Here is a 26,577-nt window from a genome sequence, read left to right on the forward strand (position 1 = left end):
CAGTGGGTGGTGCAAGGGTGCCCGCGCAAATAATCTTTCAGCCGGTCGCTGCTAAAATTGTAGCTGCTCGCCGTATATTAGCGAGCAGAAAAAAGGCCTGCAGTGGCAGGCCTTTAGCAGAACAGAGGCTATTACACCGCTTGCTGGATAATCACGTTATCCGCTTTTTTGGTGTACTGCTCCATACGGTGGAAGTTCAGGTAACGGTAAGTATCGGCCGCGGTAGCGTCGATTTGCTTAGCGTATTCCATATACTCGGCTACCGTTGGCAAGCGGCCGATAATGGAGGCTACTGCTGCCAGCTCTGCAGACGCTAAGTACACATCGGCCCCCTGACCTAAACGGTTCGGGAAGTTACGCGTAGAGGTAGATACTACTGTTGAGTTCTCCGCTACCCGTGCCTGGTTACCCATACACAGTGAACAACCTGGCATCTCAGTGCGGGCACCTACTTTACCGAAAATGCTGTAGTAACCTTCTTCGGTTAACTGCGCCTGGTCCATCTTGGTTGGCGGTGCAATCCACAGACGGGTTGGCAGCTGGCCTTTGTATTTATCCAGCAGCTTACCGGCGGCACGGAAGTGGCCGATGTTGGTCATACAAGAACCGATAAACACTTCGTCGATCTTGTCGCCGGCGACGTCAGACAGTAAACGCGCATCATCCGGATCGTTTGGTGCACACAGTACCGGCTCTTTAATGTCAGCCAGGTCAATTTCGATAATTTCGCTGTACTCAGCATCGGCATCGGCCGACATCAGCTGCGGATCTTTCAGCCAGGCCTGCATCGCGTTAATACGACGTTCGATAGTGCGCACATCGCCGTAGCCTTCAGCAATCATCCACTTAAGCATTACGATGTTTGATTCCAGGTACTCAGCAATAGAGGCATCTGACAGTTTGATACTACAACCGGCAGCTGAACGCTCGGCAGACGCATCTGATAACTCAAACGCCTGCTCTACCGTTAAGTTTGGTAAGCCTTCGATTTCCAGGATACGGCCGGAGAAGATGTTCTTCTTGCCTTTCTTATCAACGGTTAACAAGCCTTTTTGAATGGCTACGTACGGAATGGCATGTACCAGGTCGCGCAGGGTAATACCCGGCTGCATTTCGCCTTTAAAGCGCACCAGTACTGATTCCGGCATATCCAGCGGCATAACACCGGTAGCAGCAGCAAACGCTACTAAACCAGAACCGGCCGGGAAGGAAATACCAATCGGGAAACGGGTGTGCGAGTCGCCACCGGTACCTACAGTATCCGGCAGTAACATACGGTTTAGCCAGCTGTGAATAATACCATCGCCAGGGCGCAGTGATACACCGCCACGGTTCATGATAAAGTCCGGCAGCGTGTGGTGCGTATCAACGTCTACTGGCTTCGGATAAGCGGCAGTGTGACAGAACGACTGCATGGTTAAATCGGCAGAGAAGCCCAAACAGGCTAAGTCTTTTAACTCGTCGCGCGTCATCGGGCCGGTCGTGTCCTGCGAGCCTACTGTAGTCATTTTTGGCTCACAGTAAGTACCCGGGCGTACGCCTTTCACGCCACACGCTTTACCGACCATTTTCTGCGCCAGTGTAAAGCCTTTGCCAGAATCCACTTTAGCTTGTGGACGGCGGAATTTGTCCGACGGGCCATGGCCTAAAAACTCACGCGCACGGTCGGTTAAGCCACGGCCGATAATCAGCGGAATACGGCCACCGGCACGTACTTCGTCAATTAATACATCGGTTGCCAGGCTAAATTCTGCCAGCACTTCGCCAGTACCATGGCGAACCACTTTGCCTTCGAACGGCAGAATGTCGATCACATCGCCCATTTCCAGCTTAGATACGTCAACTTCAATTGGCAACGCACCTGAGTCTTCCATCGTGTTAAAGAAGATAGGCGCAATTTTGCCACCCAGCACAAAGCCACCACCGCGCTTGTTCGGCACGTATGGAATATCGTCACCCATAAACCACAACACAGAGTTAGTGGCGGATTTACGTGATGAACCGGTACCCACTACGTCGCCAACATAAGCCAGCGGGAAGCCTTTTTTGTTCAGCTCGTCTAACTGTTTGATTGGGCCAACCGTGCCTGGCTGATCCGGGTTAATGCCTTCACGGGCATTTTTCAGCATGGCTAAGGCATGTAGCGGAATATCCGGCCGTGACCAGGCATCCGGTGCCGGTGATAAGTCATCAGTGTTGGTTTCGCCCGACACTTTAAATACGGTAACAGTAATTTTCTCTGCCAGCGCTGGTTTGGCTTCAAACCACTGCGCATCAGCCCAGCTTTGCACTACTTGCTTGGCATGCGCATTACCGGCATCGGCTTTTTCGGTAACATCATGGAAAGCATCGAAAATCAGCAAAGTGTGCGACAGTGCTTTAGCGGCAATAGGCGCCAGCTTGTCGTGGTCCAGCAGGCTGATTAACGGCTGAATATTGTAGCCGCCCATCATGGTGCCCAGCAGCTCTGTAGCATATTCGGCACTGATCAGGCTGCTTGACGCTTCGCCGTTGGCCAGGGCCGCTAAAAAGCCAGCTTTAACATAAGCCGCTTCATCAACGCCCGGTGGTACACGGTTTACCAGTAAATCAACTAAGGTGTCTTCTTCACCTTTTGGCGGGTTCTTTAACAGTTCAACTAAGGCGGCTACCTGCTCTGCATTGAGCGGTTTTGGCGGGATACCTTGCGCTGCGCGCTCGGCCACATGTTCGCGATATTGTTGTAGCACAGTATGATCCTCATGGTCGTTGCCGGCAGTCTTGCTACTGCGGCGTCATTCTTAGAATGAATGGGCGTAATTATATGAAAATTCGGGCCAGATTGACATCAGGCCGTTAACCACCCTACTTATAGTGGGTATAAATTCTGTGAATATAAAACCGGATGTTATATATTCTTTATTATAGTGGTCAGACCTCACTGATCGAGCAAGTCTATGTTTGCTCTACGATACCAGTTGCAACACCCTCCTTGGCTCACCACAGCAACTACTTCGGGCATCCTGCCCTTCGCAAGCCAGCAAAGCTGTTCAAATTCGTTCCCGACGAATTTGTCGCCCCGCTGCCTACGGCAGGGCTCAGACACTCTGTGGCGACCAAAACGGGGTTCCAACCTCTATCTGGCAGAGTAATCTGAAAACAAAAAGGCCGAGCAGTTACCTACTCAGCCTGTGCAGTGTAGCAGATTTTAGTTACCAGATCTTAACGCGCTGCTCTGGCGGTAAATACATCTTATCGCCCTCTTTAATATCAAAGGCAGTATAAAATTCCGGAATATTTGGCAACACACCAATTACCCGGTAATGCGCCGGTGAGTGTGGCCCGGTGCTCAACTGACGGCGCAAGGCTTCTTCACGAAACTTAGTACGCCAAACCTGCGCCCAACTGATAAAGAAACGCTGGTCGCCGGTAAAACCATCCATTACCGGAGCGTCTTTATCCTCCAGTGACAAATGGTAAGCTTTTAACGCGACTGTCATACCGCCTAAGTCACCAATATTTTCACCCAGTGCCACAGCACCGTTTACATTAACGCCCGGTAATGGCTCAAAACGGTTGTACTGGCCAATTAACTTAGCACCACGCGCCTGGAACTGGCCTTTGTCCTGCTCTGTCCACCAGTTACGTAAGTTGCCGTTGCCATCATACTTTGCGCCCTGGTCGTCAAAGCCATGACCAATTTCATGGCCGATAACACCACCAATACCACCATAGTTCACCGCGTCGTCAGCCTCCATATTAAAGAATGGCGGTTGCAAAATAGCGGCCGGGAACACAATTTCATTGTTTACCGGGTTATAGTAGGCATTTACCGTTTGCGGCGTCATAAACCACTCGCCTTTATCGATTGGCTTACCCAGCTTGTTAAGCATGTCATCATAGGCCCAGTGGCTGGCGCGCATAAAGTTGCCGACTAAATCATCTGCTTTAATTTCCAGTGCTGAGTAATCTTTCCATTTATCCGGGTAACCAATTTTTGGCGTAAAGGTGCTGAGCTTTTCCAGCGCAGCCACTTTGGTTTCTTCGGTCATCCATTCCAGTTCTTTAATGGAAATTTCGTAAGCTTTAATCAGGTTAGCAACCAGCTCTTCCATCCGCGCTTTGGCTTCTGGTTTAAAGTGGCGCTCGACATACAGTTTACCGGTCAGCTCACCCAACACCTGATCCGAGGCATCAACCGCACGCTTCCAGCGAGGTTGCTGTTGCTCAATACCACTTAAGGTGGTGCCATAGAAAGCGAAACGGCGATCAGCAAAATTACTACTTAATTTATCGGCATAGCCATGAATAGCTTTGAGGCTTAAATAATCCTGCCAGCTTTGCAGATCAGTGTCTGCCAGCACTTTGCTAAAACCTTCAAAGTAAGACGGCTGGCTGACAATAATATCCGTTACCGAGCTTAACTTAGCTCCACTGGCAAATGCGGCCCAGTCAAAGCTACCCATGCTGCTGTTAAGCTCAGTGGCAGACATTTTGTTATAAGTTTTATCGGCATTGCGGCTTTCCAGCCGGGTCCAGTGGTGCTCTGCCAGCGCTTTTTCCAGCGCGTAAACCCGCTCAGCCGCCGCTGCAGCATCAGTGTTGCCTGCCAGAGTAAACATATCAGTTAAGTACACTTTGTACTGGTTAATAATATTTACTGAGGCTTCATCATCTTTAAAATAGTAATCACGGTCTGGCAAACCCAGGCCGCCCTGGCCCAGATATACCGCGTACTCGGAAGAGTTTTTTGCATCGTTATTAACATACCAGCCAAACGGAATAGCCACACCATCACGTTGCAGGCTGGCAAAAAGCGCCGCTAACTGGCTTTTATCTGTTACCGCTTTAATGGCATCCAGTTGCGGTGCCAGCGGGCTTAAGCCCAGTTTTTCAATCGTGGCTTCATCCATAAAACTGTTGTAAAAGCTGCCTAGCTTTTGCTCGTCTGAACCGGCTTTTAAATCTGCGCGGGCCGACACTTCATCAATAATGGCTTTTACTGCCTGCTGCGAGTTGTCATTTAAAATATGGAAGGAGCCATAAGAGGCTTTGTCTGCCGGGATCGGTGTTTCAGCCAGCCATTTGCCGTTAATGGCCAGGAAGAAGTCTTCACTGAATTTTACTGCCGGGTCAAAATACTGCTGATCAATACCCGATACCAGCGGTGCTTTAGCTTCAACAGCCGCCGCAGCCGGGGTTTGAGTTTGAGTGGTGTCCTGTTTGTTACACGCCGTAAGGCCAAGCGCCAGCGCCACAGAGGCGGCGGCTAAAGTAAGTTTCTTCATTGTTGTTATCCTGATGGGGTTACTTATTATTACGCCGCTTTATACTACTCCGTTGTATAACTGATGCCAAACCACCGCTGCTACGAAGTTGTAACAAGTTATAAAAACGCTATGATGCTAGCCAACAAACCATCTGAGAAAATAATCGCATGGACAAATTGCAACACGCTAACCAACTCCTGCAATGGCGCGAACAGCGCCAGCTTAGCGCTGAGCAGCTGCAGCAGGCCAGCGGGCAATTTCCGCTGCAGCCTGCTACAGGCCTATGGTTGGCACAGGCTAACCTTATTTTGTTATTTGGCACTGTGGTACTGCTGGGCGCGGCGATAATTTTCTTCCTCGCGCATAACTGGCCGTTTATGCATCACTTTACTAAGTTTGCCCTGGCCGCCGGTGCGCTGGTGCTATCCGGCGTTATTGCTATACGCAGCGCCCCTGCCAGCCTGGTGCAGCGCGCGGCTTTACTAAGTGCCACCATACTGACGGGCGCTTTGCTGGCACTGATTGGCCAGACGTACCAAACCGGTGCGGATATCTGGCAGCTATTTGCCAGTTGGGCTGCGCTTATTACGCCGCTGGTACTGCTATCAAAAAGCCGGGCCTGTTATTTACTCTGGTTTGTGGTGCTGGAACTCGCGCTTGGCCGTTATTTAATGACCCAATCCGAGCTTTTCTGGCTGCTGGCAGGCGCTCCAATGATACTCAGCCTGGCGCTGGCAAATCTGGTAATTATGCTATTTGCCGAGTTTGCCCTGCCGCGGCTGAGGGTTCAGGCCAATCAAACGCTGGTTCGTCTTGCGGCGCTGATATTAATAGCTCCGTTAACGCTTGGTGCAGGTCTTGCGGCGTGGGACAACGGATACCAGCTTAACTTGCTGGTGTATCTGCCACTCACTGCCGCGCTGACACTGTGGTACTGGCGCCAGCGCCGTGATGTGCTGATCCTGGCTTTATTGGCCTTTAGTGCGATTACCGTGGCTACCGCAATGCTGGCAAGCTTGCTGGAAAGTGCTGATGACTTTTTTGCCATGAATTTTTTAGCGCTGTTTGTTATTGGCGCCAGCGCCGGTACGGTTATCTGGCTGAAGAAGCTACTGCCAGGTAGCAGCAAAAAAAACAGCCTAAGCAATCACTCAGAACTTACTACCCAACTGCAGCATGCCAGCATTATTGATGCCGCCAAAGCGCAGCAATTACAGATTGTTACCAGCCCCTGGTGGCTGCAAATTTTGCTTGGCATTGCTGCCTGGATAGCCTCTATTTTGATTGTCGGCTCTTTTTTAGGCCCTTTGCTGGCGCTGGCCGATAATAACCCGGTGCGCACCGTAGCCGCCGCTGTGTTGCTGGCTGCAGCAATCTGGCTGACCAGCCGCAAACAGGAGTTTTTGCAACAAATGGCGGTGGCAATTGCGCTGGCCGGCCAAGGGTTGCTGGTATACGTTATTTACGATGTGTCGGGCCTGAATCATGAAATCGCGCGCTACGCCTGCGCGGTTATCAGCATTTTGCTACTGCTAAGCCCGCTAAACCAGTTGCATCAGCGTGCCAGCCTTAGCATAGCGTTGTTATGTCTGTTATCACTGGTAAGTTCCGCCCCAATGCTTGCGGTTGTCAGCAGCCTGCTGGCTCTTGCCGCCGCACTGTTATGGTGCGGCCGGCTAAAATGGGTGAACCTTTCTCAGGCTAAAACCATTAAAAGCCTGCTGGAAGTCACCACCGTGGCAGCACTGGCGCTAACCTTATTCGGCCAGTGTTTATTGTGGCTGGATGCCGGTTACTACCGGTTGGATCACCAGCTTGATATGGCCCGCGCGCTATATAGTGCACTTGGCAGTGTGTTGTTAATTTCAACTGTATTCTGGCTTAGCCGGCTGGCGACAGTACCCAGCAGGCTGGCGCTGCTTACTATCACCGTTATGCTGTGTATTTTGCTGTACCCGGCATCCGGTTTACTGGTTAGCACAGCTTTAATGCTGGCATGTTTTTATGGCTGCAGCAGAAACTGGTATGCGTTATGTCTGCTTAGCATGTTGTTGGCCATCAGCCAGTTTTACTACAGTTTACAGCTTAATTTATTACATAAATCCGGCATCTTAGCCCTTAGCGGTATAACGCTACTGGCAGCCTGGTTATTGTTGCAGCGCTATCAGCGGAGACTTGTATGAGCATAACATTACAACGCCGGGCTATTGCGGCGGCTTTGCTACTCATTCTTGCCGCAGCAGGTTTTGCTATCTGGCAGTTTGAGCAAACATTAAGAACCGGCCGGGTGGTAAATATTGCGCTGGCACCGCTGGACCCGCGCTCAATTATGCAGGGCGATTATATGGCACTGGCCTACGCCATTGACCGGGAATTACCCGACGATGCCGCGCAATATAAATACGCCTGGTTAAGTATCGATGCCGAACAACGGGCCAGTTTGCACAGCCTGAGCAATAACCTGCCGCAAGACCCACAGCTGGTTGCAGTATTGCTGCGCTGGCGTGACCGTATTATTAGTGTTGGCCCTAATGCATTCTTTTTTGCTGAAGGTACAGGCGCACAGTATGAGCAGGCACCTTATGGCCAGTTCCGGGTAGATACCAGCGGCAAGGCACTGCTGGTAGGCCTATTGGATGAAAATTTGCAGTTATTGGGAGAAAATAACCGCTGAACCTACACTAAGCGAGAACCGGATTACCCTAAGCCAACCGTTGCAGACCAGGACGGTCGAATCGAGCCTACAGGGACGTATTTACGGCGTGTTGGTGTGGGTAAACCGGTTCGACGTGCTTCAGACTGTTTAACCTTTGCACTGATAACAGCCCGGACTTCGCGGGCAGCTGTTACCGCGGGCGCAAATCAGCTGCACCGGTTTTTGTAAGCTGCGTGCCACCCAATTAATATTCAGAATATTCGCCACACTGGTCAGCGCGGTTTGAATACCTCTCGGTACCTTAGCACCACCGCTGCTGCCAACGCACAGCTGTTTTAACTCAGCCGCCATCGTGTCAGCATCAACGCCTTGCGCCAGCAACGCCGGGTTTAAATCAATACCGGCACAGAGCACATGCGTATTACCGGCCAAATCACTTACTTTAGTTGACTCGCAGCAGTAAATTCGCGGCGCGCCGTTTACATCCAGCAACGACAACTGCGCGCTGCTGGCTACACCTTCAACATCAAACATCCGAAACACGGCCCAGTGCTGACAAGGGTCTTCTACCTGGCGCATATTGCCCCATGGCAGCGGTATACCATTGCCGCGATATACGGCCTTGAGTTTGCCCGGTGTGTAGGCATCAAAATAATGCCAGTGCGTATAGGGTGATACCGCCGTCATACGCCGCATTGCTACCGATGCGGAGACCCCGGCTTGCTGATACGTGCTGATCTCATAACCGTGACGGTCCAGCAACTGGCGAAACGGTAACTTGGGGCAAAGCAGCGCGCCGGCAAAAAAGCTCGATTCAAAATCACGCCAGGCATGCAAAATATCCTGCGGCTGCACGGCGGTAGAGCTGGACAGCTCATCATCATGCGCACCGCCCACTGTCATGCTGCTTTTAACGCCATCTTTATTGTGCAGCACGGCATGGCCTATATGCACTGCCAGCTCATACTTTAACCGCGTAGGAAATTGCTGCAGCAAGCTGTTTAAATGCAAGGTGTTGGGCGGGGTGAAAAACGACGTAGAGACATTTTTTGACAACACTCCCAGCTCATCCAGCAGCTCTTTCGGTGCTTCAGCAAACCAGCTTATTTGCAGCCCAAGCTGTTTAACAATCGCCAGCAATTCGTCCACGCCAAGCGGCATCCGTTTTTGGCCGACGTCTTCGGCTGCGCGCTCCAGCTCGGGAAAGTGGTTTTGATGATGCTCCTGATGCGCGCGAATAAGCAGCTGGGCAAACTGCTTACCGCTGGTACCGGTTTGCGACAGCATCTCCGGAATAGCAATTTGTAGAATATCATTGGAAAACAGAAAACCCGGTTCCAGCGCCATACCACTGATCCCGCCACGGCTACCTTTTTGTGGCGTTAAATCCTGGCCGTCGTCTTCGCCATCAAGAAACCAGTCGATGTCTTTTTGAAATACTTCGGCAATCACCTGCAGCATTTCGACACCCGGTACCCGCTTCCCACGTTCAATCATTGACAGATAAGACACCGACGGCGCCTGCTCCGGATCAACACGGATACAGCGGGTGGACAAATCTTCCATAGTTAAGTTGTTGCGCTTTCTCAGATTTCTGATCTTGGTTCCGAGAAAATGCGACTTTCTGAGCAGGCTTTTGTTTGCTTTCATTTTGTAAAATTCACACTGTAAAATTTTTATTGTGAAATTATGCTGATTTTTAGCCTAGACTAGTTTTTAACCGATAGCAACCAAAGCTAAACACTGTACCTGATTACAAGAGACGAGGATGACATCATGACAACACTGGCCCAACACCACAGCACTCCATCACCAAGCCATACTGCCTGGATGGCGACTGAACTAAGCGTGATTAACGAGCTGAACCAGCGCCATGTCAAACAGGTAATGGATTACTCAAAAGGCTTTTTAGACAAAACCTTCCCGCTGCAGCAAGGCTCGCATAAAGATGTATGCAGTTACGTAGTGTACTACCAGCAGCTGCTGGCATTTTTTGCCGACGGCAGCACCAGTGGCCTGCAAACCCCGGCGCAGTTTGTTGCGTTAAGCGGCCACCGTGAAGCGCCCTGTTCTATCGTGCTGAACAATAATGGCCGTCACGTCGAGCTGATTTTAAACCGCAGCGGCATTAACGGTTGCCAGGATAAAGCCAGCATTGATGATATTCAGCTGCAAACCTCCGAGCCAGATTGCGTCTGGTTTAGCATGGTAACCGGCCGCCAGGTTAGCTGCGCCCATAAGGGTAATAAGCAGTTTACCTGCAAAGACGGCCAGCCATATTCGCTGGTATAACATCTGCAACCCCTGAAGTTACCAGCTCAACTTCAGGGGTTGTATAAATGCGCGTTAAACAGCGGAAATAAATCTCATATATGTTTATTTTCATAGCTGAACATGTAAAAATTCTGCATCCACTAAATAATGCCCCAATAAGAGTTTTATATGTGCCTGACGAAACACCTGGCCACAGTTATTTTGCTATTAACTCTTAACGGCTGCACTGTGTTCGGTATGATTGCAGATGGGGCGGCCGAAAACAAAGCTGAGAAACACCGTCCAGTAATGGAGCAAGGCTCAAGTAAAGAACGCATTAGCACTCTTAGCCAAATTGGCCTTGAAGCAGATATTGCCATTGTAAAAAAAATTAAAGATGTACTGACCCCTGAGCAAAACAAGCCCAAAGTACGCTGTACGATGGAAAACGGCCTGCGCATTTGTTATGAAGAAGGCGCTGAAGGCTACTAAAAACCACTTTTCTGTTACGGGGCATTAAAGTTTTCCGGGCCGCAGCCGATACAGGGCAACCTATACTTTAAGCCGCCTGCCTTTTATGCAAATTAATACTCTGCAACCCCAGCTTGTTAGCTTAAAACTCAACCAGCCAAAACAAACGGCAGCCGGTGCAACCACCTCTGCTATCAATAACAATACTATGCCGGGTGCTTATGTCAGCTTGTCAGAGCTGGGCAAAACCAAAGCCAAACAAGCAGAGCAAAATAAAGATATTGATGACAGCAATCTGCCGGATATTATTAAGCAAATATTAAAAACTATCCGCGATCTTAAGCAGGAAATTGCCGATAAGCAGGCCGAAATAGATAAAGCGACACAAGACGGACTGCAATCAGAACAACAGCGGGAAAAACTGAAGCTATTGCAAACTGAGCTAGGCATGCTAAACAGCGCTCTTGGCAGCGCCCAACAAAGCCTGAATAAAGCTATGCAGCAGCAAGATCTAAGCGATGAACAAATACAAACTGCCTTAGCGCTGATGCTATAACGCTAAATTGCTTAGTTACACTGCAGCTGTTTACGCTGACGTCTATCGGTTGCAACCAGCAACAGTTCATCAATATTCGTCGTATTTTTCCGGCAAACGGGGCTTATGCTAACTGCCACTTCAACATTATTGCCATCCTTGTCGGTCATGCTGGTATCTAACTGCAGGGTTTCAGCTTTGCCAAAGCCCGCTCTACCTTTTGCTGTAAACATTGCCCGCAAACGGTGTAGTGCGTCACTGGCAGTGTCGGTTTGCCCAAACAGCGTCATAATGTTCTGCCCGGCAAGGCTCCCGGCCTTATAACGCAGTAAAGTTTCTGCAGAGGAATTATTAAAACGAACGGTGCCGTCCGGGCTTAATACCATAATGACTAACTCAGTGGCTGAATTTAGTACAGCTTGCAGCCTGGCATTGGCTTTTTGTAACCTTTGGGCATATATCATAGTGTCGTTTTGAGTTTTTATCAGCTCCCGCTCAAAGCGGGAACGCTCACGCGCCGGAAAAATAACCCAGCGATAACACTGCTGCTGGCGAAACTCACCACGGCTGCAATTAAGCAATACTGGCAGCTGAGGCTCTGTGCGGGCGCGTACTTTAAGATAAATTTCTTTCACACTGCCCTGGCGGTGTAATAGTGGCCAAACATGGGTTTGCAAAAAAATCTGTGATGCTTTCGGGAAAATCTCACTGATATTGGTATTAATGGCACAGTCGCCAAATTCGTCAGTAAATGCCCGGTTTACCTGCAGCACAATTCCCACCTCGTCTGTAATTACCAGCGGACAAGGCAGAAAATTTATATCATCTGTAATAACCACCTCCACCCTGCCCAGCCAGATACTGCGACATAGCATCAATAATCAGTTGCGGGTGGCTCATATGAGCAACATGGCCCGCCACATCCAATACTACCAAGTCACTGTTTTTCAGCTGGCGGTGCACAAACTCGCCTACCGCTACCGAAGCCAGCGCATCCTGTTTATGCTGCAACACTAAACAAGGTGTTGCCACTTTGGCGAAATCTTCACGGTTGTCAGCAAAAAAGGTGGCTTTGGCAAACTGTTTCATCACCAGCGGATCGGTAGAGCAAAAGCTGTCAGACAGCCGCCCGCTAATAGTGCTGGCTTCGCCAGCGACTACAGGCGCCAGATAGTTAGCCCAACCCAGATAGTTTTGCTGCATTAAATCCAGTAGCTCGTGCAAATCGGATGGTTCAAAGCCACCGAAATAGTGCGGCGGGTCATTGAGAAAACACGGCGAGGGACCAAGCAAAATCATGTTAGAAAACAGTCCAGGCTGGGCTATAGCCGCCAGAATACCGATACTGCAACTGACTGAGTGGCCAACAAAAACAACATTGTTGGTTAAGCTCAACGCTGCGCAAATTTCAATAATGTCCTGAGCATAGCCCTGCAAAGTAGCATAGCGCCCGGCATCATAGGCACTGATATCTGACTGGCCGCTGCCGACATAGTCAAACAGCAGTTGAAAATGGCTGTGTTGAAACGCAGGAGTAATCTGATTCCACATGGTCTGGTCGCAGCCAAAACCATGGCCATACAACAGCACCGGAGCCGTCGGATCGCCAACAGTTTGCACATTATTTCTTTGCAGAATGTTCATTAAGCCAGTGTTCGCAACAAATATCTTAAAAACGTACCTTTTACAGGTTTTTTATCATACTGTCACTTCTGCTAAAAACAAAGCTGAACAGAGAGCCTGATGTTGGGTATATATGCAACGCCATGATGTAAAGCGGCTGAGACTGATGAGTTCTTTAGCCAGGCATTGGTGATACCACCACAAAATGTTATTTTATCAGTCTGGCAACTTTCAACACCTGCTTAGTAGTACAACCGAAGTGCAGCCAATACACCCAACATGCAATAATTGAGCTTTAGCAATGCAAGATTTGATTTACCTGCGCCAATATCCCGACACACTTCAACAGCAAGTACGCCAGTTGCTGGCAGAAAATCAGTTGGGTAGCACCTTACAGCGCCGCTACCCCAACCAAAGCCACAGCGTGCAAACCGACAAAGCCTTGTATGAATTTACCCAGGAGCTGAAACGGCAATGGCTGCGCAGCAGTGAGCCGGTTAGCAAAGTGATATTCGACCCTAAAATTCATATTATTAACAACGCCCTGGGCACTCATACGCAAATTAGCCGGGTGCAGGGCGGCAAATTAAAAAGCAAAAATGAGATCAGAATAGCCGCACTGCTAAAGCAGCTACCCCTACCACTGCTGCAAATGGTAGTGGTGCACGAACTGGCGCACTTACGCGAAAAAGACCACAACAAAGCTTTTTACAAACTTTGCCAGCATATGCAGCCTGATTATCACCAGCTTGAACTGGACTTACGCCTGTATCTCACCTTATTTGAACAGCGCGGTGAAAATACCGTATCAACATAACTACCATGCCCGTTCAACTGAACAAAAACCACAGCCAGACGCCAGCGAGCACCAGCAAAGCCGCACCAATCTGACGCGAATAACGTTTCCACAGCTTTAGCGCCGCTTCACCGGCGACATTTACCAGTATTACCAGGCCAAAATAACGCACCGACCGCGACAACGTAACCGCAAGTAAAAACAGCAAGAATGAATAGCCTGTAGCGCCGGCTGCCAGCATCGCTATTTGCAGTGGCGTTGGCGTTACGCCTACCGCCAATACCGATATAAAGCCGTTATTATGTATTTCCTCGGCAAAGCTGTCATAAGCCTGTGCCCCGCCAAACAGGCTGATCAAAGTATCGCCCCATTGCTCCATCGCCAGCGCACCTAGCCAATATCCCAGCGCGGCAGCAGTGATATTGCCAGCCAGTGCCACAGAGGCAATGGTCCAGCGCCGTCGCGATTGGCTAAGCATCCACGGAATTAAAATCGCCTCTATCGGTATCGGTATAATCAGCGTTTCCATCATCGACAGCACAAATAACAACGGCAATGCGTAGGCAGACCGATCCAGACGGTCCAGCCAGGTTTCGGCCGATAATTCTTTGGAATCCAGCATCGTATTAAAAATCCTAATAAGCCTGCTTTTCACATCTGGCATAAACAGGCAGTAACGTAAAAAATAACGCGGTGCAGTGCTGAACATTCTCGCGGTTAGCTTGCAGGCATTATCTTACCCGCAAGTTATAAAACTTCACACTTAGCTTCAATTTGATTGCAATCAATTACATTTCATCGCCAGCTGACACGCTACCATTTCGGCTAAACCACTGTCGAGAAATAGCATGATGAAAATTAGCGCCCCCCTGCTGGCTGGCAGCCTGTTGCTGCTAACCGGCTGCGATATTGAATACGGCACCTTGCCAGCACATTATTATGATTTTCGCCAGGGTGCTCACCAGTGGCAGCCGGGCTTTTCTGATTACCCAAGCGACAACGCTGATATCTATCAACTGCAAAGTGGTATGCGCGACCTGCCAGCAGGTTTCTCCGGTAAAGGCCTATATCTGGCAGGCATGAACCGCAGCGACGATTTGTTTATGTACATCAAAAAGCAAATAACCGGGTTAGAACCTTCCACCCGCTATCAGCTGTCGGCTTCACTGCGCTTTTTAACCGATGCCGGTGCAGATTGTGTAGGTATAGGCGGTGCACCGGGTGAGTCGGTTTACTTAAAGTTTGGTTACGCCGCTACAGAGCCCAGGCAAGCCGGTTACTATTTAAATGCCGATAAAGGCAATCAAAGCCAGGACGGTACCCAGGCCCGTGTTATCGGCAACATCGCCGCGCCTGAATTAAGCTGTAACGGTCAAACCTTTGCCAGCAAAACCGTTAGCGGTAGCGGCAATACACCGCTGCAATTTACCAGCAACGCCGATGGTACTATCTGGGTATTTATCGGCACAGACTCCGGCTATGAAGGCCTAACCCGGCTGTATTATCAGGAGCTGGAGCTAAGGTTTAGGGCTATTTAACAGCGATTGGTCGCATTAAAACAACGACAACCCCAGCTCGTCGGCCAGCTGTTGAATTAACTGCATGGCCACCACCGAGTTACCATAGCTGTTAAGTGGCGGGCTCCAGGCGGTTATCACACCAAATTGCGGCACTATCGCCACAATAGCACCACCTACGCCACTTTTAGCTGGTAAGCCCACTTTAAAGGCAAACTCACCAGACTGATCATACATGCCACTGGTAGATAAAATGGCATTAATACGGTGAGCATCACGCCGGCTGCAAATTTGTTCGTTAGTGCTTGGCTGCACGCCGCGGTTGGCTAAAAACAACAACGAACGCGCCAGTTGCTCGCAGCTGATTGCGGTGGCGCATTGGTGAAAATAATGCTCCAGCACTTGCGGCACGTCCGCTTCAATATTACCGAAACTTTTCATCAGATACGCCATAGCCGCGTTGCGGTTGCCGTGCTCAAGTTCAGACAAATACACCTGCTGGTCGGCGTAAAGCGCTTCTTCCCCGGCTAAACGGCGTAAAAAAGTTAAAAACGCACTTTTGCTGGCCGAGTAATGGCTAACCAGCACATCAGCCACCACAATGGCGCCGGCATTAATCATCGGGTTGCGGGGTATCCCCTGCTCCCACTCCAACTGCACTATAGAATTAAACGGCTGGCCGGAAGGTTCCATATTTACCCGCTGCCACAGCTCATCACCCAAGCGGTTCATTGCCATTACCAGGCCAAAGATCTTAGAAATACTTTGCAACGAAAAGCTTTGTTGTGCAGCGCCGGCGCTATGCAGCCGGCCATCCAGCGTGGCCACCGCCACCGCAGCTTGCTGCGGCGCCACTTGCGCCAGAGCCGGAATGTAATCGGCCACTTTACCGGTGCTGTACAATGGTTGGCTCTGCGCTAACATTTGCTGCAACAAGGCACTAAGATCGGTGGTATTCGTTATCGGCAAGGCTGCCTCCTGCACTATTCTCTATGCTGGCAGTATGCCACAGCAGCATAGTAACCGGGGCATTTTGCCGCTTTGCATTAGCGCGGAATTTCTGTTGATATAGCATTTTTTGCTTTAGTGAATAACGTCTTATGCTGAAATGGTGCCGCCGTCTGCACAACTGGCTGGGTTTACTGTTGGTAGTACAAATACTGCTGTGGTTTTTAAGCGGCCTGGTAATGGCTATTTTGCCGATAGAACAAGTGCGGGGCGAACATTTACACGCTCAGCCTGATACGCTGTGGCATCAGGCCAGCGTTAATCCGGCCGGCGTGTTGGCACAACACAGCACACAGGCCACTATCAGTCTGAGCCAACAGCTGACACTAAGCGATAACCAGCTTAATGCTGAGCCGGTATATCTGGTAGACGATGCCGGCCAGCGCTTTCGATACAGCGCTGTTGACGGCACGTTATTAACGGCATTATCTGAGCAGGACATCACCGCACTTGCGCAAGCGCAATACCGGGGTAATGGCACGCTTCGCCGGATAACGCTGCTACAACAAACCCCGGCAGAGGTACGACACTTACCAGCACCACTATGGCAATTGCAGTTTGCCGACAGCGACAACAGCATTTTTTATCTCGACCCGGCTACCGGCTCGGTACTCAGAGTGCGTACAGATGGCTGGCGGCTGTTCGATTTTTTCTGGATGCTGCATATTATGGATTACGACGAGCGCAGCAACTTTAACAACCCGCTGCTTATCAGCACCGCCGCTGCATCTTTACTGTTTACACTAACCGGCATTCTGCTGCTGTGGCAGCGCTACCGACCCAGACGGCATCAACTAACACCAGGCAATGTTCAGCCCGGTTAGACGGAGGCATTATGCTCAAGTGCGACTTGCATGATTATATTGAAATTGTCTGCCTGTACCATTATCCGCTGAAGCTAACGCTAAGCTCGGGTGCTGTGCTTAGCGGCACTGCGTTAACCACCCGCTATAACGACAAGCGGCAGGAGTGCTTGGTAATTAAGCAAAACGATAGTGAACAACTGGTGCTGCTGGAGGATATTACGCTGCTTGAAGTGACAATAGCTAACCCGCATTTGCAGCAAGTTCGGTTTAAGTAAGCCACCCGTTAGCTGCGGTACTTGCTTGACCACCTTTGCGCTGATTTCTGCAGATGGCGACCAGGTGATGCAAAAACACCATGCATAAACTGTCGAAGCTTGCTGCTGCAACCCTGATCTCAAAAGCTTTATAAGCCCCCACTAATCGCGATCTAATTAAATTAAATGTAAATTTAATTTGAATAAATAAAGCGTGATGTTTAAAATCTGACAGATAGTCTTTCTGCTTAACTTAAGGAAATTTTATGCTGACGGATCAACAAAAGCGCGGTATGCAGCGCGTTATCCAAGAAAACCAGCACGAAGTCTGTGTGATCTCTGTGGAAATGATGGATGAAATTGTCAATAGTCAGGCAGCGCGAGGCAATACTCAAGCGAAATCTCTCTGGGACCAAATAAGGGGTACACTTGAGTTTGGCGCCAACTACCTCGCTCTTGGTGGAGATATGTCGAAACTGGCACAGCTCGGTTATGCACTAGGTGGCTTAGGCCAGGCGTATGTTAAATCTTATAACGGTAAATCTTACATCATTCTTAAAGGGCACGCTGGGCTACGCAGAGTGCTTACCGGCACCCGTTATCTTGCAAACAACACTCAGGTAATGGCTTTAGGTTTGGGTAAGCATGCAGCACAGGCGTCTGTAAGAGCCGGCGGCATTCTTACACTTTATCTGGTGGGTGCTTATAGGGTTGCCGATTTCTTTTTGCGGGATGAGGCCACTCTTACTCAGCTAATTGGTAATCTGGCCGTTGACGTAGTAAAAGTTGCAATTACTGCAGGCGTTGCCTGGGGCGCTATTGCCGTTGGCGCTGCCATTGGTATTGCAGTTGGCCCTATAGCTGCGGTAGTGCTGGTTGGTCTTATATTAACACCTGCACTTAATTCTTTAGATAAACAGTTTGGTATTTCAGATAAGGTTGTGAAAGGTTTAGAGGAGCTATCAGACAGAACGAAAAACTACGCGCAACAAGTGCGCCGTAACCTGCAGAACAAAGCAACACAGACAGCTGCGAAAGCCGCCAAGCCAGTACTGGATTATATCGTCGACTCTGCCCGCAGAATTGTTATTGATGCTGCCAAACACCAGTTGGATCGTTTCCTGTCTCCAAGGTTATTTTGATGCATAAAGACGAAAATGAACTGGCACCTTGGAAGTTGGTTGCAGGGCTGACAGTATTTGCAATTCTTACAGCCTTTGGCTTTGGTTATTTCGGCTATTACTTGTCGTTACTGCTTAAAGGCTTGTTCAGCGCGGCTGAAGCAGTGACGTTAAATAAAGGTGCTTTTTACTGTTTGGGTGCGGCAATAATTGGTTGTATGTTGCTGTATTTTGGTGTGCGAAAACTTCAGGGTAAGACGGTAAGTACTATACAAAATAGGCGGGCAAGCCTGATTTTCTTTATCGGGTTAGGTATCGCAGTAGTTCTGCCGCAACTCATTCATTATCCTACTGCCAGCTACCTGCAAGCGCAGGGTTATAGCGAATGCGAGCTACAATCGCGCCAATGGTTACACGACAAGGTGATGGTGTTTACCGTTACGCCAGAATACTGCATTGAACTGGCACGGGCAGACTGCGAAGAGACACCTGACAGGCAGAAATGCCGCTTATTACCACAGTTCAGCACAAGCAAAACTGTAACTGATTAGCCTCCGGGAACTACTTATCCAAAGCATGAACATCAATAAACCCAAAGCCGTTCTGTTTGGCGCAGGTATATCTATATTTTGCTGCCTGTTTGCGCTGGGCTTGTTTTGGATATTACAAAGCGATTGGAGCAGCCAGCAAGAGCAGTTAAAAAGTGGCCAGCAGCTAATAGTGCTAAGTTATTCTTCCGGTTATATTCCGGGTGTAATCGCAGGTATAGCTGTTATCGCCTTATTGTTTACTGGCCTTACGCTACTGTTATTTGCAAACAATAAAGTACAACAGCTCAAACCGGCTTTTATCCGGTTTTGCAGCGTAGCAGTGTTGTTGAGCGTTGCCGGTGTGTTTTTTGGCGAAATGGTCATTGCAAATAAGTGGGATAAACAAGCGCAACAAAAAGGCTACCTGCCCTGCCCCGTCGGCACACTGTTATCCAACCGCTTAACCTACACCGCCTGGGTTCAAAACGAAGCATTGTGTTACAACAGCGATGTCCGGCGCATTATCAGCCGGGGCACGCCAGAGGAAACCAGACAGGTAGAACAGTATTGGCAAGCACAGCAAAAACAAAGCCAAACACGGGCGAAATTGCAGCAAGGCTAAACAGTTAAGCAAATACCGGCCACTCGCCACTTATTTGAATCGCGACAGCAATGAGAGGCCTTTAAAAATGGAAAAACTTTAAGAGGACCAGTTTTATGTCCCGTATCCTGAGCATAATATTTTGCGGCCTCTTTACCCACACAGTACATGCCAGCCTCACACAACTGGAACTTAGCTGTAACCTGATCCCATTGGATTATCCCGGTTTTAGTCTGGATGATATCCAAGAACGTACAGTAATACTGGATGCCTCAAATCCTTCTGCCACGCCACTGTTCACTGTGAAAGACCTTACTTTTATAGTTAGTGTTAACCGCACAGATATTACCGATATACCGCATATTCTGGATTTTTATCTGGAAGTGCAGCCACCCGCCCCCGCTGCGCCGGTAAGAGCCTATAGTGCATCTTATTTTAGCCCCGGCAGCGGCAAGCATCACGGCCGATTAGAAATACTGCATTATGGCGATAAAGCTGAACCCTATCCCACGGGCCAGCTGGTATTTGAATGCCAGCAGTATGAGTAAAACATAGAGGTTTTAAAAGCCATCAATCAGCAGATCAAGGCCTGCTTTGATTTACTGGCGGTATTGGGAAGTACTATATCTGCCCCAACCGCTCAGCAAAAGTACCGTGCTGTGCAACTTGCTGGTTATAGGCCGTTATCGCATCGGCATTTTCTGCCGGCCACAACTCAGCTTTAGCCTGGCTAACCGCCTTGCGCAGCGCATGCTCTAACACCACAGATGGGCTGATATTGAGTGACTTAGCCTCGGCCAATAAGGCCGTATCCACCGAAGTATTACAAGCTGCTTTTGTAGTTTGGTTCATACTCAAACTCCGCTGTGAGGTAATTAGCAGCAGTATAGCGCAAATTTTATGCGCAGATAACCTGCGCAAATCTGCTGCGGGAGTCTGAAATGTTTAATTGTGACTTACATGATTATATTGAAATTGTCTGCCGGTACCGTTACCCGCTAAAGCTGAACCTATCTCCTAAGGTTCAATAAATAACTCAACCTGCAGCTTTATCCCTTTGCTTTGTGCATATTGCATCACGTCTTGCATTAATTGCTGCCAGTTGGCAAGCGCATCATAATCAGTTGTTACCTGGCTACCGGTGCAAAAACGCCACACAGTTGGCTCAGTCAGGGTATCCACAATATCCAGCAACAGATCATAAGCGGCATCTAAATTTTCGCCAAAATAATCGGGAAACGAAAAATGCCGTTGCAGGCTGGCCAAGATTGTCTGTTTGATTAGCATGCCATCTTTAGCAAGGCAAATGGCATCCGACGGCGCTGCGATATACTGCAGTAAAACGCTGCCGTTATTGTGTTGGTCTGTCATTGCGCACCAGAAATTATTCGAAATGAGCTGTAATGATCTTCGGTGTAGTAATACACATCTGGCGGATTACCACCGGTAACTACCCGCCTCGGCCCCCGGTGTGGCAGGCCTGGCGTATCAACGGTATATTCGCGGTAGTAACCGCTGGGTTTAATTGGCAACAGGCGTTCTCTGTTGTGAAAAGTAATGCCATCACGGTCATAAGGAAAAGGGCCGTTATCACGGATCCGCAGTAGTGTTTTCTGCAGCTCACGCTCCTGAGCAGACAGATGTTGTGGCAGGCTGTCGCTCTGCTGCGTTACGGCCTGTTGAGAACCGCCATTAAAGCTGTCGCTTAAATTGCTGCCTTGAAAATGGTAGATGCCAGCCAGCACCAGCAATATCAGTAGAAACTTTTTCATCCGAAATCCTTTTCAACCTTGTTTAGCTTAATCGTTACAAACAATACCGAACTTTGCTCAGAGTTAACAACAAAAACTGCTGCTCTGCCGGTATGACATTGCAGCTCTTGTATGCCGAGTTTATGTTTTCATCGTAACTTGCTGTAGATGCAGCTTACTTAGCCGCTATGTAGCATCCAACGCCACATTTGGCTTTGCGTTTTAACAATTGGATCTGACCCCGAACGTCTTGCCCGTCAGCCACGGTGCTTGCTTAACCACCTTTGCACTAATTTCTGCAGATGCTAAACTTTGTGTTAACTATTCACACATAGGTGCAATCATGGCCAGAACCACCAGCGTTACCATAGGCACGCAGCTTGATGACTTTGTCAGTAAATTGCTTGAATCGGGCCGCTATGGCTCAACCAGCGAAGTAATGCGTTCAGCCCTGCGCTTACTAGAGCGCCAGGAAAACCAAATGGCAGCACTAAGGCAGGCTGTTGCCGCCGGTGAACAAAGTGGAGAAAGTGATTTAACGCTAAGCCAGATTGCCGACCGGGTGAAGCAAAAGCACCATGTATAAGCTATCGAAGCTTGCCGCAGCAGACTTCGCCAGTATTTACGAATATACCTTGCTTAACTTTGGCGTGCGTCAGGCTGATGTTTACACCAAAGAGCTGGAGTACGTGTTGGGTCTGTTGTCTGAATCCCCTCTTATGGGGCAGGAGTACACGGATATTGGCGCAGGGATCCGGCGTCATGATCACCAACGCCATGCCATTTTTTACCGCAGCCGTAAGCACGATATATTTGTGTTACGAATATTACACCAGCAAATGGAAGCCACCCGGCACTTGTTTGAACCACCGCTTTACTAAGCGATACCGAAACATAAACAGTTGGAACCATAAATTTCTTGCCATGAATCCGAACGATCGCCGCTGTATGGTGGTTGAAAACTTTTCGCTGGATGGATGCTTCAATCGATGACAACAACATTCACTTTACCGAATTTCAAAAGCATTTTGCTCTGCAGCTTTGCCAGTGCACTACTAAGTTACTCTCTTACCGCCTGCAGCGACCCTGTGCAGCAGCGCGAGGCAGAGCACTATATTCTGCCGGCTAATTATGTCGGCGCCTTTTACGTTATTTTTGATCAAGCCAGCGGCGAGCCATTGCAGTACCAGCACGATGCCCGCCAGTATCAGATCCCGGCCAATGGCGTATTGCTAACACAAGCCAAGATTAGCGAAGGCGCCATTGCCGCCGATAAACTGCGCTTTTTTCGCCAGAATGCACCAGAGCAACTGACTGAAATAACATCGCGCTGGTTAACCAGCATCGATACAGAACAAGCATATCAGGATAACACCACTTACATTTTCGGTGGCGGGCCGGGCGTATACAGCAGCTCAGAGCTTAAGTGCGACATCCACTTTCGTGGCTTTCATATCGGCACTAAAAGCCAGATCCTGGATGAGGTAAACCACTTTGATATTGAGAGCTTTATTCGGCAGAATAAGCTGAATTGTGATTAAGTTAGCACAACAACAAGTTGCTGCTCTATGCGGACAACACTAAATTGCTGCGGCACTATATTTGCCCCAGCCGCTCAGCAAAGGTACCCTGCTCAGCAACTTGCTGGTTATAAGCTGCTATCGCATCGGCATTTTGTGCCTGCCATAACTCAGCCTTAGCCTGGCTAACCGCTTTATGTAAAGCCTGCTCTAACACCACAGACGGGCTGATGTTAAGCGACTTAGCCTCGGCCAGCAAAGCTGCATCCACCGAAGTATTGCACGCTGCTTTAGTATTTTGATTCATCGCAAGCTCCAAGCGTGGTCAGCCCGTTTCATGATGCTTAAAAGTTTAGCGCAAATTTCCTGCGCACAGAAACTGCGCAAATATCGCTAATAATCAAACTGCTGCATATGCAGTTTGCGCAGCACTTTCTTACCGGCCTTAGCCATATTTAGCCTTGCGCTAAACTGGCGCTGTTGGTCGTCACTGAAGCACAGCTGATTAAAACGGTTAATGTAGTCCCCTACCAACTCGGTATACATCACGTTTGCCGGTATTTGAAATTTAAACTCCGCGCGCAGGCTAAAAGCGACAATTGGATGCACTGAGCCACTGTCTTTGCTGCTTAAACCAAGCAGCTGCTTTACTGCTTCAGTGTGTTTATAGTTTTGGTGCAGCGGGTTCATAAACTGATACTTACTGCGAAAGCGCTGTACCGTCCACTGTGGCTGCTTTTCACCACCAAAAATCCAGCCACGGTAGTTTTTAACCTCTATAACAAAGATACCAAAGGGGCTTAATACCAGGTGATCTACCTCGGTAAAATCATCTTTCTCTGCTGGTATTACCAAATTGCGATAATGCTGGTAGCTGGCCGGTAGCTCGCTCACCAAAACCCGGTGTAGCGCCAATTCGCCAAGCGCGCCTTTAATGCGCGCGGCATAACGGCCAGCAACATACGCCAATAAGCCTACAACCAAGGCCAACAACAGCAGCATAGCCAACATACTGCCAAGCAGTGCCAGCACAGGGGCGAATAGTGCTTTTAGTACATCAGCTGGCTTTGCCGGCGCGGAAGGTGCCGGTGCAATCGGTGGCGGTGTTGCGGCGTTAACAGCGACATTAGCGTTAGCAGGCTTTGTTGTTACATTATTTTTAACGTTGCCAACGGTGATGGGTTTGGCTGGAATATTAGTAAGCACCAGATTTTTTACCGGCGCCGGTATCGGGTTTTGGCAGTGGTTATCAACTTCACGCTTAGCGCTTTGGTAGTTATGGCTATTCGGTTGAGCTGAAAACTGCACCATTTGGTGCTGCAGCAACAAACACGCCCCTTCGGTATATTGCTTTTGGCCAAAGGCCAGCGGGGAGGTAAGCAGCAACAGTGGTAAAGTAAAACGCATCCGGCGCATAACACGTCCCTGAATTATGGAATCCAGATGCTAGCAAGAGGAGGCTTACGCGGCAAGTAGCATATGATTGAGTGATTACTATTGTTGAAACTTTGGTAGCCTGAGCTCAGTGGGTGTTCGTGGTTCTCAGAATATCAATGACACTGACCCCATCGATTTTTTTCAACATTACCGCAGGCAAAAGGCTAGAAAACAGGCAAAAAATGCACAGTTAAACTCCTGAAGCGTATGGGCAGCAACGTATTCCTATTAGCAGAAAGCACGCCGTTTTATATCCCTATGTTAGTTGAGTCGAGGTCAACTAAAGCCTATAATGCCGCATCTTGTAAGCAAAATTCGGTGATAGTGAATCAGTATGACAAAACTTGCGATTAGAAATGTTGGTCCCATAAAAAATGGCTTAAGCAAAAATAAGTTCATTGATTTTGGAGGATTAACAATTTTGATCGGTACACAAGGCTCAGGCAAAAGTACAATAGCAAAAGTCTACTCTTCTCTTTGCTGGCTTGAAAAATCTTTAGTCAGAGGTGATGTCACAAAAGATGTAGCCGAAAGTAAAGATTACTTCTTAAATGAAGTTATGTCATTTCAAGGGATATCAGATTACTTCTCTGAGAAATCTCATATAGAATTTATCGGTGAAAAATACAATTTCATACTCAACAATCTAAACTTTAACATTACTGAAAAAGAAAATAGACAATACGCATCTCCCAAGATAATGTATGTCCCTGCTGAAAGAAATTTTTTAACTTCAATTGTAAGGCCAGATTTAATTTCTAAGCTACCTAAAGCATTACATGCTTTCCTTGCCGAATACGAAGAAGCAAAAGACTATAGCCGTTCAAAGCTAATTGATTTACCTATCGGCAATTTGAAGTATCAGTATGATCCTGATGATGGATCTTCTTACCTAGTTGGCGAAAGTTTTAGAACTAACCTTTTAAATGGCTCGAGTGGCTATCAAAGTCTTATTCCACTTTTCCTTGTCACTGAGTACCTTTGTGATCTTATATCTCAACAAGACCAGGACAGCTCTGAGGTACCATTGAGTGTTGCTCTTCAACGCAGGATGATGAAAGAAGTTAAAGTCGTCATGGAGCGACAGATTAAATTGAAAAAAATTAAATCGCTGATGGACGAAATTAAAAGAGTACAAAATAGATTTATTTACTCTTCTTTCATTAATATTGTTGAAGAACCAGAACAGAACCTTTATCCAGATTCTCAGAAGAAAATTTTATTCGAACTATTAAAAACATTAAATTCAACACCAGAAAACAGATTAGTAGTTACCACACATAGCCCTTATATCCTGAATTTTATGATGCTTAACTTTCAGGCCGGCAAACTTTATAAGAAAAACCTGTCGGAAACCTCCGCCTCTGAAGTCGAAAAAATTGTTCCTAGAAACTCTGTAGTCGAGTCAGATAAAGTTAGGGTTTACCAACTAAGTTCAGATGGTACTATTGAAAATCTTGAGTTTGAAGACGGTTATATTCCCGATACAAATAAGCTTAACCATAAGCTTGATGAAATTAACGATCAGTTTTCCCAGTTGTTATATATGGATGTATAAATCTTGAGTTTTTTTCTGGCTCAATGCCACAGTCAAACACAGTGGACTCAATTTGGTCTGATTGATGACAACAACACGAATTGTGGACCAGCATACATCAGCGATACTGACCCAGCCAGTTGGATTGGTGTTGTAAACAACAGCGAAGCTAAACTTTTACATTACTATGCGATTGATAAATGTATACGGTTTTACAAACCAAATACTCACCTCCAATTAGAGTCTACTTGCGATTCTGCCCTGATTGATGGGAATACTCTATACTTTATTGAGTTAAAGGAGCGTTGTAGTTCAGGTTGGTTAGCTAAAGCCAGCGATCAAATTCTAAATACTATGCGGTTGTACAAAGCTAATGACCCACACGCGAACCAATTTCAATTAGTAGGTCAAGTCTGTAATTCTCTAAAACCCAAAGCAAGCTCTGGTCATATGAATGTTATTCGAAAATTTCACTCCCAATCTGGCTGCAAACTGATTGTACAGAAAAATATAGAAATCAGCTAAAGAATCACCAGAGGCAACGGGAACAATTTATGCTAGCTACGATCAATCCGAGCTTGAACACCAATTGATTCAACCTAGCATTTTATCAGCATCAGCTTTTATTTTAACAACAACTCTTCACTAACACGGCTTATTTCTTTTAGCCTTGCTGCTGCCGGGCGAAACAGCCCCTGCTCTACGGCGCCAGACGTTTCGATAATGCGCAGCATTTTTTCATACAGCTCAGCACTTAGCATATAACCAGCAGGCTTGTTGTTCGATAACACTGCCACCGGTTCATCCGTAAAGTACTGGCTTAAGTTCTTACGGGCTTCCGATACCGAAACCGCTTTTTCCGCCAAAATAGCATGTGACGCCATGCAACACCTCAAAGTACATTGTCATGTA

The 26,577-nt window shown here is 48.2% G+C and carries 32 protein-coding genes; 19 read left to right on the forward strand and 13 right to left on the reverse strand.

The features are described from left to right. Nucleotides 1–131: 131 nt before the first annotated feature. Together acnB and AR688_RS10765 are read right to left on the reverse strand one after the other, a co-directional pair. On the reverse strand, nt 132–2,729 hold the full coding sequence (gene acnB / locus AR688_RS10760; RefSeq protein WP_068233188.1) for a bifunctional aconitate hydratase 2/2-methylisocitrate dehydratase: 2,598 nt from the start codon (nt 2,727–2,729) through the stop codon (nt 132–134). A gap of 462 nt (nt 2,730–3,191) precedes the next feature. Continuing rightward, nucleotides 3,192–5,267 (reverse strand): M13 family metallopeptidase, encoded by a 2,076-nt coding sequence (locus AR688_RS10765; protein WP_068233191.1) that lies wholly within the window; start codon nt 5,265–5,267, stop codon nt 3,192–3,194. A 149-nt stretch (nt 5,268–5,416) separates the two neighbouring features. On the opposite strand from AR688_RS10765, the gene AR688_RS10770 reads away from it, so the two are divergent. Both AR688_RS10770 and AR688_RS10775 read left to right on the forward strand, forming a co-directional pair. Next, the gene (locus AR688_RS10770) at nt 5,417–7,432 is read left to right on the forward strand and encodes a DUF4401 domain-containing protein (protein WP_068233193.1); all 2,016 of its coding nucleotides are present in this window, start codon (nt 5,417–5,419) and stop codon (nt 7,430–7,432) included. Beyond that, complete coding sequence (locus tag AR688_RS10775) at nt 7,429–7,923, forward strand: GDYXXLXY domain-containing protein (protein ID WP_068233195.1); 495 nt, start codon at nt 7,429–7,431, stop codon at nt 7,921–7,923. The genes AR688_RS10770 and AR688_RS10775 overlap by 4 nt, the downstream gene beginning before the upstream one ends. A 129-nt stretch (nt 7,924–8,052) precedes the next feature. On the opposite strand, the gene AR688_RS10780 is transcribed toward AR688_RS10775, so the two are convergent. Then, nucleotides 8,053–9,471 (reverse strand): DUF3612 domain-containing protein, encoded by a 1,419-nt coding sequence (locus AR688_RS10780; RefSeq protein ID WP_231732038.1) that lies wholly within the window; start codon nt 9,469–9,471, stop codon nt 8,053–8,055. Between the two features lie 210 nt (nt 9,472–9,681). On the opposite strand from AR688_RS10780, the gene AR688_RS10785 reads away from it, so the two are divergent. From AR688_RS10785 to AR688_RS10795, 3 genes are all read left to right on the forward strand, one after another. Continuing rightward, on the forward strand, nt 9,682–10,197 hold the full coding sequence (locus AR688_RS10785) for a malate synthase (RefSeq protein ID WP_068233200.1): 516 nt from the start codon (nt 9,682–9,684) through the stop codon (nt 10,195–10,197). Nucleotides 10,198–10,416: 219 nt separating this feature from the next. Beyond that, complete coding sequence (locus tag AR688_RS10790; protein ID WP_156420280.1) at nt 10,417–10,650, forward strand: hypothetical protein; 234 nt, start codon at nt 10,417–10,419, stop codon at nt 10,648–10,650. 85 nt (nt 10,651–10,735) lie between these two features. Next, entirely contained in the window at nt 10,736–11,185 is a 450-nt protein-coding gene (locus AR688_RS10795) for a hypothetical protein (RefSeq protein WP_068233206.1), read from the forward strand. Between the two features lie 11 nt (nt 11,186–11,196). Here AR688_RS10795 and AR688_RS10800 read toward each other — a convergent pair whose 3' ends face one another. Together AR688_RS10800 and AR688_RS10805 are read right to left on the reverse strand one after the other, a co-directional pair. Next, complete coding sequence (locus AR688_RS10800; RefSeq protein WP_197412199.1) at nt 11,197–11,937, reverse strand: PAS domain-containing protein; 741 nt, start codon at nt 11,935–11,937, stop codon at nt 11,197–11,199. Nucleotides 11,938–11,986: 49 nt separating this feature from the next. Further along, nucleotides 11,987–12,808, reverse strand: coding sequence for an alpha/beta fold hydrolase (locus tag AR688_RS10805; protein WP_068233212.1), 822 nt, complete (start codon nt 12,806–12,808; stop codon nt 11,987–11,989). 280 nt (nt 12,809–13,088) lie between these two features. On the opposite strand from AR688_RS10805, the gene AR688_RS10810 reads away from it, so the two are divergent. Then, nucleotides 13,089–13,604, forward strand: coding sequence for a M48 metallopeptidase family protein (locus AR688_RS10810; RefSeq protein ID WP_068233215.1), 516 nt, complete (start codon nt 13,089–13,091; stop codon nt 13,602–13,604). 13 nt (nt 13,605–13,617) lie between these two features. Here the strand turns inward: AR688_RS10810 and AR688_RS10815 are convergent, their stop codons facing one another. Then, nucleotides 13,618–14,205: a YqaA family protein gene (locus AR688_RS10815; protein WP_068234129.1), complete on the reverse strand. Its 588-nt coding sequence runs from the start codon at nt 14,203–14,205 to the stop codon at nt 13,618–13,620. 226 nt (nt 14,206–14,431) lie between these two features. On the opposite strand from AR688_RS10815, the gene AR688_RS10820 reads away from it, so the two are divergent. Then, nucleotides 14,432–15,121, forward strand: coding sequence for a hypothetical protein (locus AR688_RS10820; protein WP_231732039.1), 690 nt, complete (start codon nt 14,432–14,434; stop codon nt 15,119–15,121). A 15-nt stretch (nt 15,122–15,136) separates the two neighbouring features. Here AR688_RS10820 and glsB read toward each other — a convergent pair whose 3' ends face one another. Further along, the gene (glsB, locus tag AR688_RS10825) at nt 15,137–16,069 is read right to left on the reverse strand and encodes a glutaminase B (protein ID WP_231732040.1); all 933 of its coding nucleotides are present in this window, start codon (nt 16,067–16,069) and stop codon (nt 15,137–15,139) included. Nucleotides 16,070–16,200: 131 nt separating this feature from the next. Here glsB and AR688_RS10830 point away from each other — a divergent pair, with 131 nt between their 5' ends. The 6 genes from AR688_RS10830 (at nt 16,201) to AR688_RS10855 (ending at nt 19,968) form a co-directional block, all read left to right on the forward strand. After that, a complete protein-coding gene (locus AR688_RS10830) occupies nt 16,201–16,932 on the forward strand; it encodes a PepSY domain-containing protein (protein WP_068233223.1) in 732 nt (243 codons plus the stop codon). Nucleotides 16,933–16,943: 11 nt separating this feature from the next. Further along, entirely contained in the window at nt 16,944–17,189 is a 246-nt protein-coding gene (locus tag AR688_RS10835) for a Rho-binding antiterminator (protein WP_068233225.1), read from the forward strand. A 245-nt stretch (nt 17,190–17,434) separates the two neighbouring features. After that, entirely contained in the window at nt 17,435–18,310 is an 876-nt protein-coding gene (locus tag AR688_RS10840; RefSeq protein ID WP_068233227.1) for a hypothetical protein, read from the forward strand. Then, nucleotides 18,310–18,840 carry a hypothetical protein gene (locus AR688_RS10845; protein WP_068233230.1) on the forward strand — a complete coding sequence of 177 codons (531 nt, stop codon included), beginning with the start codon at nt 18,310–18,312 and terminating at the stop codon, nt 18,838–18,840. Before AR688_RS10840 ends, AR688_RS10845 begins: the two co-directional genes overlap by 1 nt. 25 nt (nt 18,841–18,865) lie before the next feature. Further along, the gene (locus tag AR688_RS10850) at nt 18,866–19,441 is read left to right on the forward strand and encodes a hypothetical protein (protein WP_068233231.1); all 576 of its coding nucleotides are present in this window, start codon (nt 18,866–18,868) and stop codon (nt 19,439–19,441) included. Nucleotides 19,442–19,536: 95 nt separating this feature from the next. Further along, on the forward strand, nt 19,537–19,968 hold the full coding sequence (locus AR688_RS10855) for a hypothetical protein (RefSeq protein WP_068233233.1): 432 nt from the start codon (nt 19,537–19,539) through the stop codon (nt 19,966–19,968). A 73-nt stretch (nt 19,969–20,041) separates the two neighbouring features. Here AR688_RS10855 and AR688_RS10860 read toward each other — a convergent pair whose 3' ends face one another. After that, on the reverse strand, nt 20,042–20,272 hold the full coding sequence (locus AR688_RS10860) for a type II toxin-antitoxin system CcdA family antitoxin (protein WP_068233236.1): 231 nt from the start codon (nt 20,270–20,272) through the stop codon (nt 20,042–20,044). 89 nt (nt 20,273–20,361) lie between these two features. On the opposite strand from AR688_RS10860, the gene AR688_RS19910 reads away from it, so the two are divergent. Next, nucleotides 20,362–20,451: a Rho-binding antiterminator gene (locus tag AR688_RS19910; RefSeq protein ID WP_082694745.1), complete on the forward strand. Its 90-nt coding sequence runs from the start codon at nt 20,362–20,364 to the stop codon at nt 20,449–20,451. On the opposite strand, the gene AR688_RS10865 is transcribed toward AR688_RS19910, so the two are convergent. Further along, a complete protein-coding gene (locus AR688_RS10865) occupies nt 20,438–20,791 on the reverse strand; it encodes a barstar family protein (protein WP_068233239.1) in 354 nt (117 codons plus the stop codon). The two genes, AR688_RS19910 and AR688_RS10865, sit on opposite strands and share 14 nt — an antisense overlap. Next, nucleotides 20,788–21,192 carry a ribonuclease domain-containing protein gene (locus AR688_RS10870; protein ID WP_082694746.1) on the reverse strand — a complete coding sequence of 135 codons (405 nt, stop codon included), beginning with the start codon at nt 21,190–21,192 and terminating at the stop codon, nt 20,788–20,790. The genes AR688_RS10865 and AR688_RS10870 overlap by 4 nt, the downstream gene beginning before the upstream one ends. 322 nt (nt 21,193–21,514) lie before the next feature. Between AR688_RS10870 and AR688_RS10875 the strand changes: the two genes are divergently transcribed. The 3 genes from AR688_RS10875 (at nt 21,515) to AR688_RS10885 (ending at nt 22,712) form a co-directional block, all read left to right on the forward strand. Beyond that, a complete protein-coding gene (locus AR688_RS10875; protein WP_068233242.1) occupies nt 21,515–21,757 on the forward strand; it encodes a type II toxin-antitoxin system ParD family antitoxin in 243 nt (80 codons plus the stop codon). Continuing rightward, on the forward strand, nt 21,750–22,052 hold the full coding sequence (locus AR688_RS10880; protein WP_068233245.1) for a type II toxin-antitoxin system RelE/ParE family toxin: 303 nt from the start codon (nt 21,750–21,752) through the stop codon (nt 22,050–22,052). Before AR688_RS10875 ends, AR688_RS10880 begins: the two co-directional genes overlap by 8 nt. Before the next feature lie 108 nt (nt 22,053–22,160). Continuing rightward, complete coding sequence (locus tag AR688_RS10885; protein ID WP_068233248.1) at nt 22,161–22,712, forward strand: DUF6843 domain-containing protein; 552 nt, start codon at nt 22,161–22,163, stop codon at nt 22,710–22,712. Nucleotides 22,713–22,767: 55 nt separating this feature from the next. Here the strand turns inward: AR688_RS10885 and AR688_RS10890 are convergent, their stop codons facing one another. Both AR688_RS10890 and AR688_RS10895 read right to left on the reverse strand, forming a co-directional pair. Beyond that, complete coding sequence (locus tag AR688_RS10890) at nt 22,768–22,998, reverse strand: type II toxin-antitoxin system CcdA family antitoxin (protein ID WP_068233252.1); 231 nt, start codon at nt 22,996–22,998, stop codon at nt 22,768–22,770. Between the two features lie 86 nt (nt 22,999–23,084). Next, nucleotides 23,085–24,107 carry a nuclease-related domain-containing protein gene (locus tag AR688_RS10895; RefSeq protein WP_068233255.1) on the reverse strand — a complete coding sequence of 341 codons (1,023 nt, stop codon included), beginning with the start codon at nt 24,105–24,107 and terminating at the stop codon, nt 23,085–23,087. A gap of 355 nt (nt 24,108–24,462) precedes the next feature. Between AR688_RS10895 and AR688_RS10900 the strand changes: the two genes are divergently transcribed. Both AR688_RS10900 and AR688_RS10905 read left to right on the forward strand, forming a co-directional pair. Next, a complete protein-coding gene (locus AR688_RS10900; protein WP_068233258.1) occupies nt 24,463–25,686 on the forward strand; it encodes an AAA family ATPase in 1,224 nt (407 codons plus the stop codon). Nucleotides 25,687–25,689: 3 nt separating this feature from the next. Next, nucleotides 25,690–26,190: a hypothetical protein gene (locus AR688_RS10905; RefSeq protein WP_068233261.1), complete on the forward strand. Its 501-nt coding sequence runs from the start codon at nt 25,690–25,692 to the stop codon at nt 26,188–26,190. A 98-nt stretch (nt 26,191–26,288) separates the two neighbouring features. Here the strand turns inward: AR688_RS10905 and yafN are convergent, their stop codons facing one another. Beyond that, nucleotides 26,289–26,549 carry a type I toxin-antitoxin system antitoxin YafN gene (gene yafN / locus AR688_RS10910; RefSeq protein WP_068233264.1) on the reverse strand — a complete coding sequence of 87 codons (261 nt, stop codon included), beginning with the start codon at nt 26,547–26,549 and terminating at the stop codon, nt 26,289–26,291. Between the last annotated feature and the right edge of the window lie 28 nt (nt 26,550–26,577).

This window comes from Rheinheimera sp. EpRS3, assembly GCF_001513785.1.
Taxonomy (GTDB): Bacteria; Pseudomonadota; Gammaproteobacteria; order Enterobacterales; family Alteromonadaceae; genus Alishewanella.

What these genes read in the sequence shown, in the direction of transcription:
- AR688_RS10765 (WP_068233191.1), bottom strand. Translation starts at nt 5,267, where the DNA reads ATGAAGAAACTTACTTTAGCCGCCGCCTCTGTGGCGCTGGCGCTTGGC.
- AR688_RS10770 (WP_068233193.1), top strand. Translation starts at nt 5,417, where the DNA reads ATGGACAAATTGCAACACGCTAACCAACTCCTGCAATGGCGCGAACAG.
- AR688_RS10775 (WP_068233195.1), top strand. Translation starts at nt 7,429, where the DNA reads ATGAGCATAACATTACAACGCCGGGCTATTGCGGCGGCTTTGCTACTC.
- AR688_RS10780 (WP_231732038.1), bottom strand. Translation starts at nt 9,471, where the DNA reads ATGGAAGATTTGTCCACCCGCTGTATCCGTGTTGATCCGGAGCAGGCG.
- AR688_RS10785 (WP_068233200.1), top strand. Translation starts at nt 9,682, where the DNA reads ATGACAACACTGGCCCAACACCACAGCACTCCATCACCAAGCCATACT.
- AR688_RS10790 (WP_156420280.1), top strand. Translation starts at nt 10,417, where the DNA reads ATGATTGCAGATGGGGCGGCCGAAAACAAAGCTGAGAAACACCGTCCA.
- AR688_RS10795 (WP_068233206.1), top strand. Translation starts at nt 10,736, where the DNA reads ATGCAAATTAATACTCTGCAACCCCAGCTTGTTAGCTTAAAACTCAAC.
- AR688_RS10805 (WP_068233212.1), bottom strand. Translation starts at nt 12,808, where the DNA reads ATGAACATTCTGCAAAGAAATAATGTGCAAACTGTTGGCGATCCGACG.
- AR688_RS10810 (WP_068233215.1), top strand. Translation starts at nt 13,089, where the DNA reads ATGCAAGATTTGATTTACCTGCGCCAATATCCCGACACACTTCAACAG.
- AR688_RS10815 (WP_068234129.1), bottom strand. Translation starts at nt 14,205, where the DNA reads ATGCTGGATTCCAAAGAATTATCGGCCGAAACCTGGCTGGACCGTCTG.
- AR688_RS10820 (WP_231732039.1), top strand. Translation starts at nt 14,432, where the DNA reads ATGATGAAAATTAGCGCCCCCCTGCTGGCTGGCAGCCTGTTGCTGCTA.
- AR688_RS10830 (WP_068233223.1), top strand. Translation starts at nt 16,201, where the DNA reads ATGCTGAAATGGTGCCGCCGTCTGCACAACTGGCTGGGTTTACTGTTG.
- AR688_RS10835 (WP_068233225.1), top strand. Translation starts at nt 16,944, where the DNA reads ATGCTCAAGTGCGACTTGCATGATTATATTGAAATTGTCTGCCTGTAC.
- AR688_RS10840 (WP_068233227.1), top strand. Translation starts at nt 17,435, where the DNA reads ATGCTGACGGATCAACAAAAGCGCGGTATGCAGCGCGTTATCCAAGAA.
- AR688_RS10845 (WP_068233230.1), top strand. Translation starts at nt 18,310, where the DNA reads ATGCATAAAGACGAAAATGAACTGGCACCTTGGAAGTTGGTTGCAGGG.
- AR688_RS10850 (WP_068233231.1), top strand. Translation starts at nt 18,866, where the DNA reads ATGAACATCAATAAACCCAAAGCCGTTCTGTTTGGCGCAGGTATATCT.
- AR688_RS10855 (WP_068233233.1), top strand. Translation starts at nt 19,537, where the DNA reads ATGTCCCGTATCCTGAGCATAATATTTTGCGGCCTCTTTACCCACACA.
- AR688_RS10860 (WP_068233236.1), bottom strand. Translation starts at nt 20,272, where the DNA reads ATGAACCAAACTACAAAAGCAGCTTGTAATACTTCGGTGGATACGGCC.
- AR688_RS19910 (WP_082694745.1), top strand. Translation starts at nt 20,362, where the DNA reads ATGTTTAATTGTGACTTACATGATTATATTGAAATTGTCTGCCGGTAC.
- AR688_RS10865 (WP_068233239.1), bottom strand. Translation starts at nt 20,791, where the DNA reads ATGACAGACCAACACAATAACGGCAGCGTTTTACTGCAGTATATCGCA.
- AR688_RS10870 (WP_082694746.1), bottom strand. Translation starts at nt 21,192, where the DNA reads ATGAAAAAGTTTCTACTGATATTGCTGGTGCTGGCTGGCATCTACCAT.
- AR688_RS10875 (WP_068233242.1), top strand. Translation starts at nt 21,515, where the DNA reads ATGGCCAGAACCACCAGCGTTACCATAGGCACGCAGCTTGATGACTTT.
- AR688_RS10880 (WP_068233245.1), top strand. Translation starts at nt 21,750, where the DNA reads ATGTATAAGCTATCGAAGCTTGCCGCAGCAGACTTCGCCAGTATTTAC.
- AR688_RS10885 (WP_068233248.1), top strand. Translation starts at nt 22,161, where the DNA reads ATGACAACAACATTCACTTTACCGAATTTCAAAAGCATTTTGCTCTGC.
- AR688_RS10890 (WP_068233252.1), bottom strand. Translation starts at nt 22,998, where the DNA reads ATGAATCAAAATACTAAAGCAGCGTGCAATACTTCGGTGGATGCAGCT.
- AR688_RS10895 (WP_068233255.1), bottom strand. Translation starts at nt 24,107, where the DNA reads ATGCGCCGGATGCGTTTTACTTTACCACTGTTGCTGCTTACCTCCCCG.
- AR688_RS10900 (WP_068233258.1), top strand. Translation starts at nt 24,463, where the DNA reads ATGACAAAACTTGCGATTAGAAATGTTGGTCCCATAAAAAATGGCTTA.
- yafN (WP_068233264.1), bottom strand. Translation starts at nt 26,549, where the DNA reads ATGGCGTCACATGCTATTTTGGCGGAAAAAGCGGTTTCGGTATCGGAA.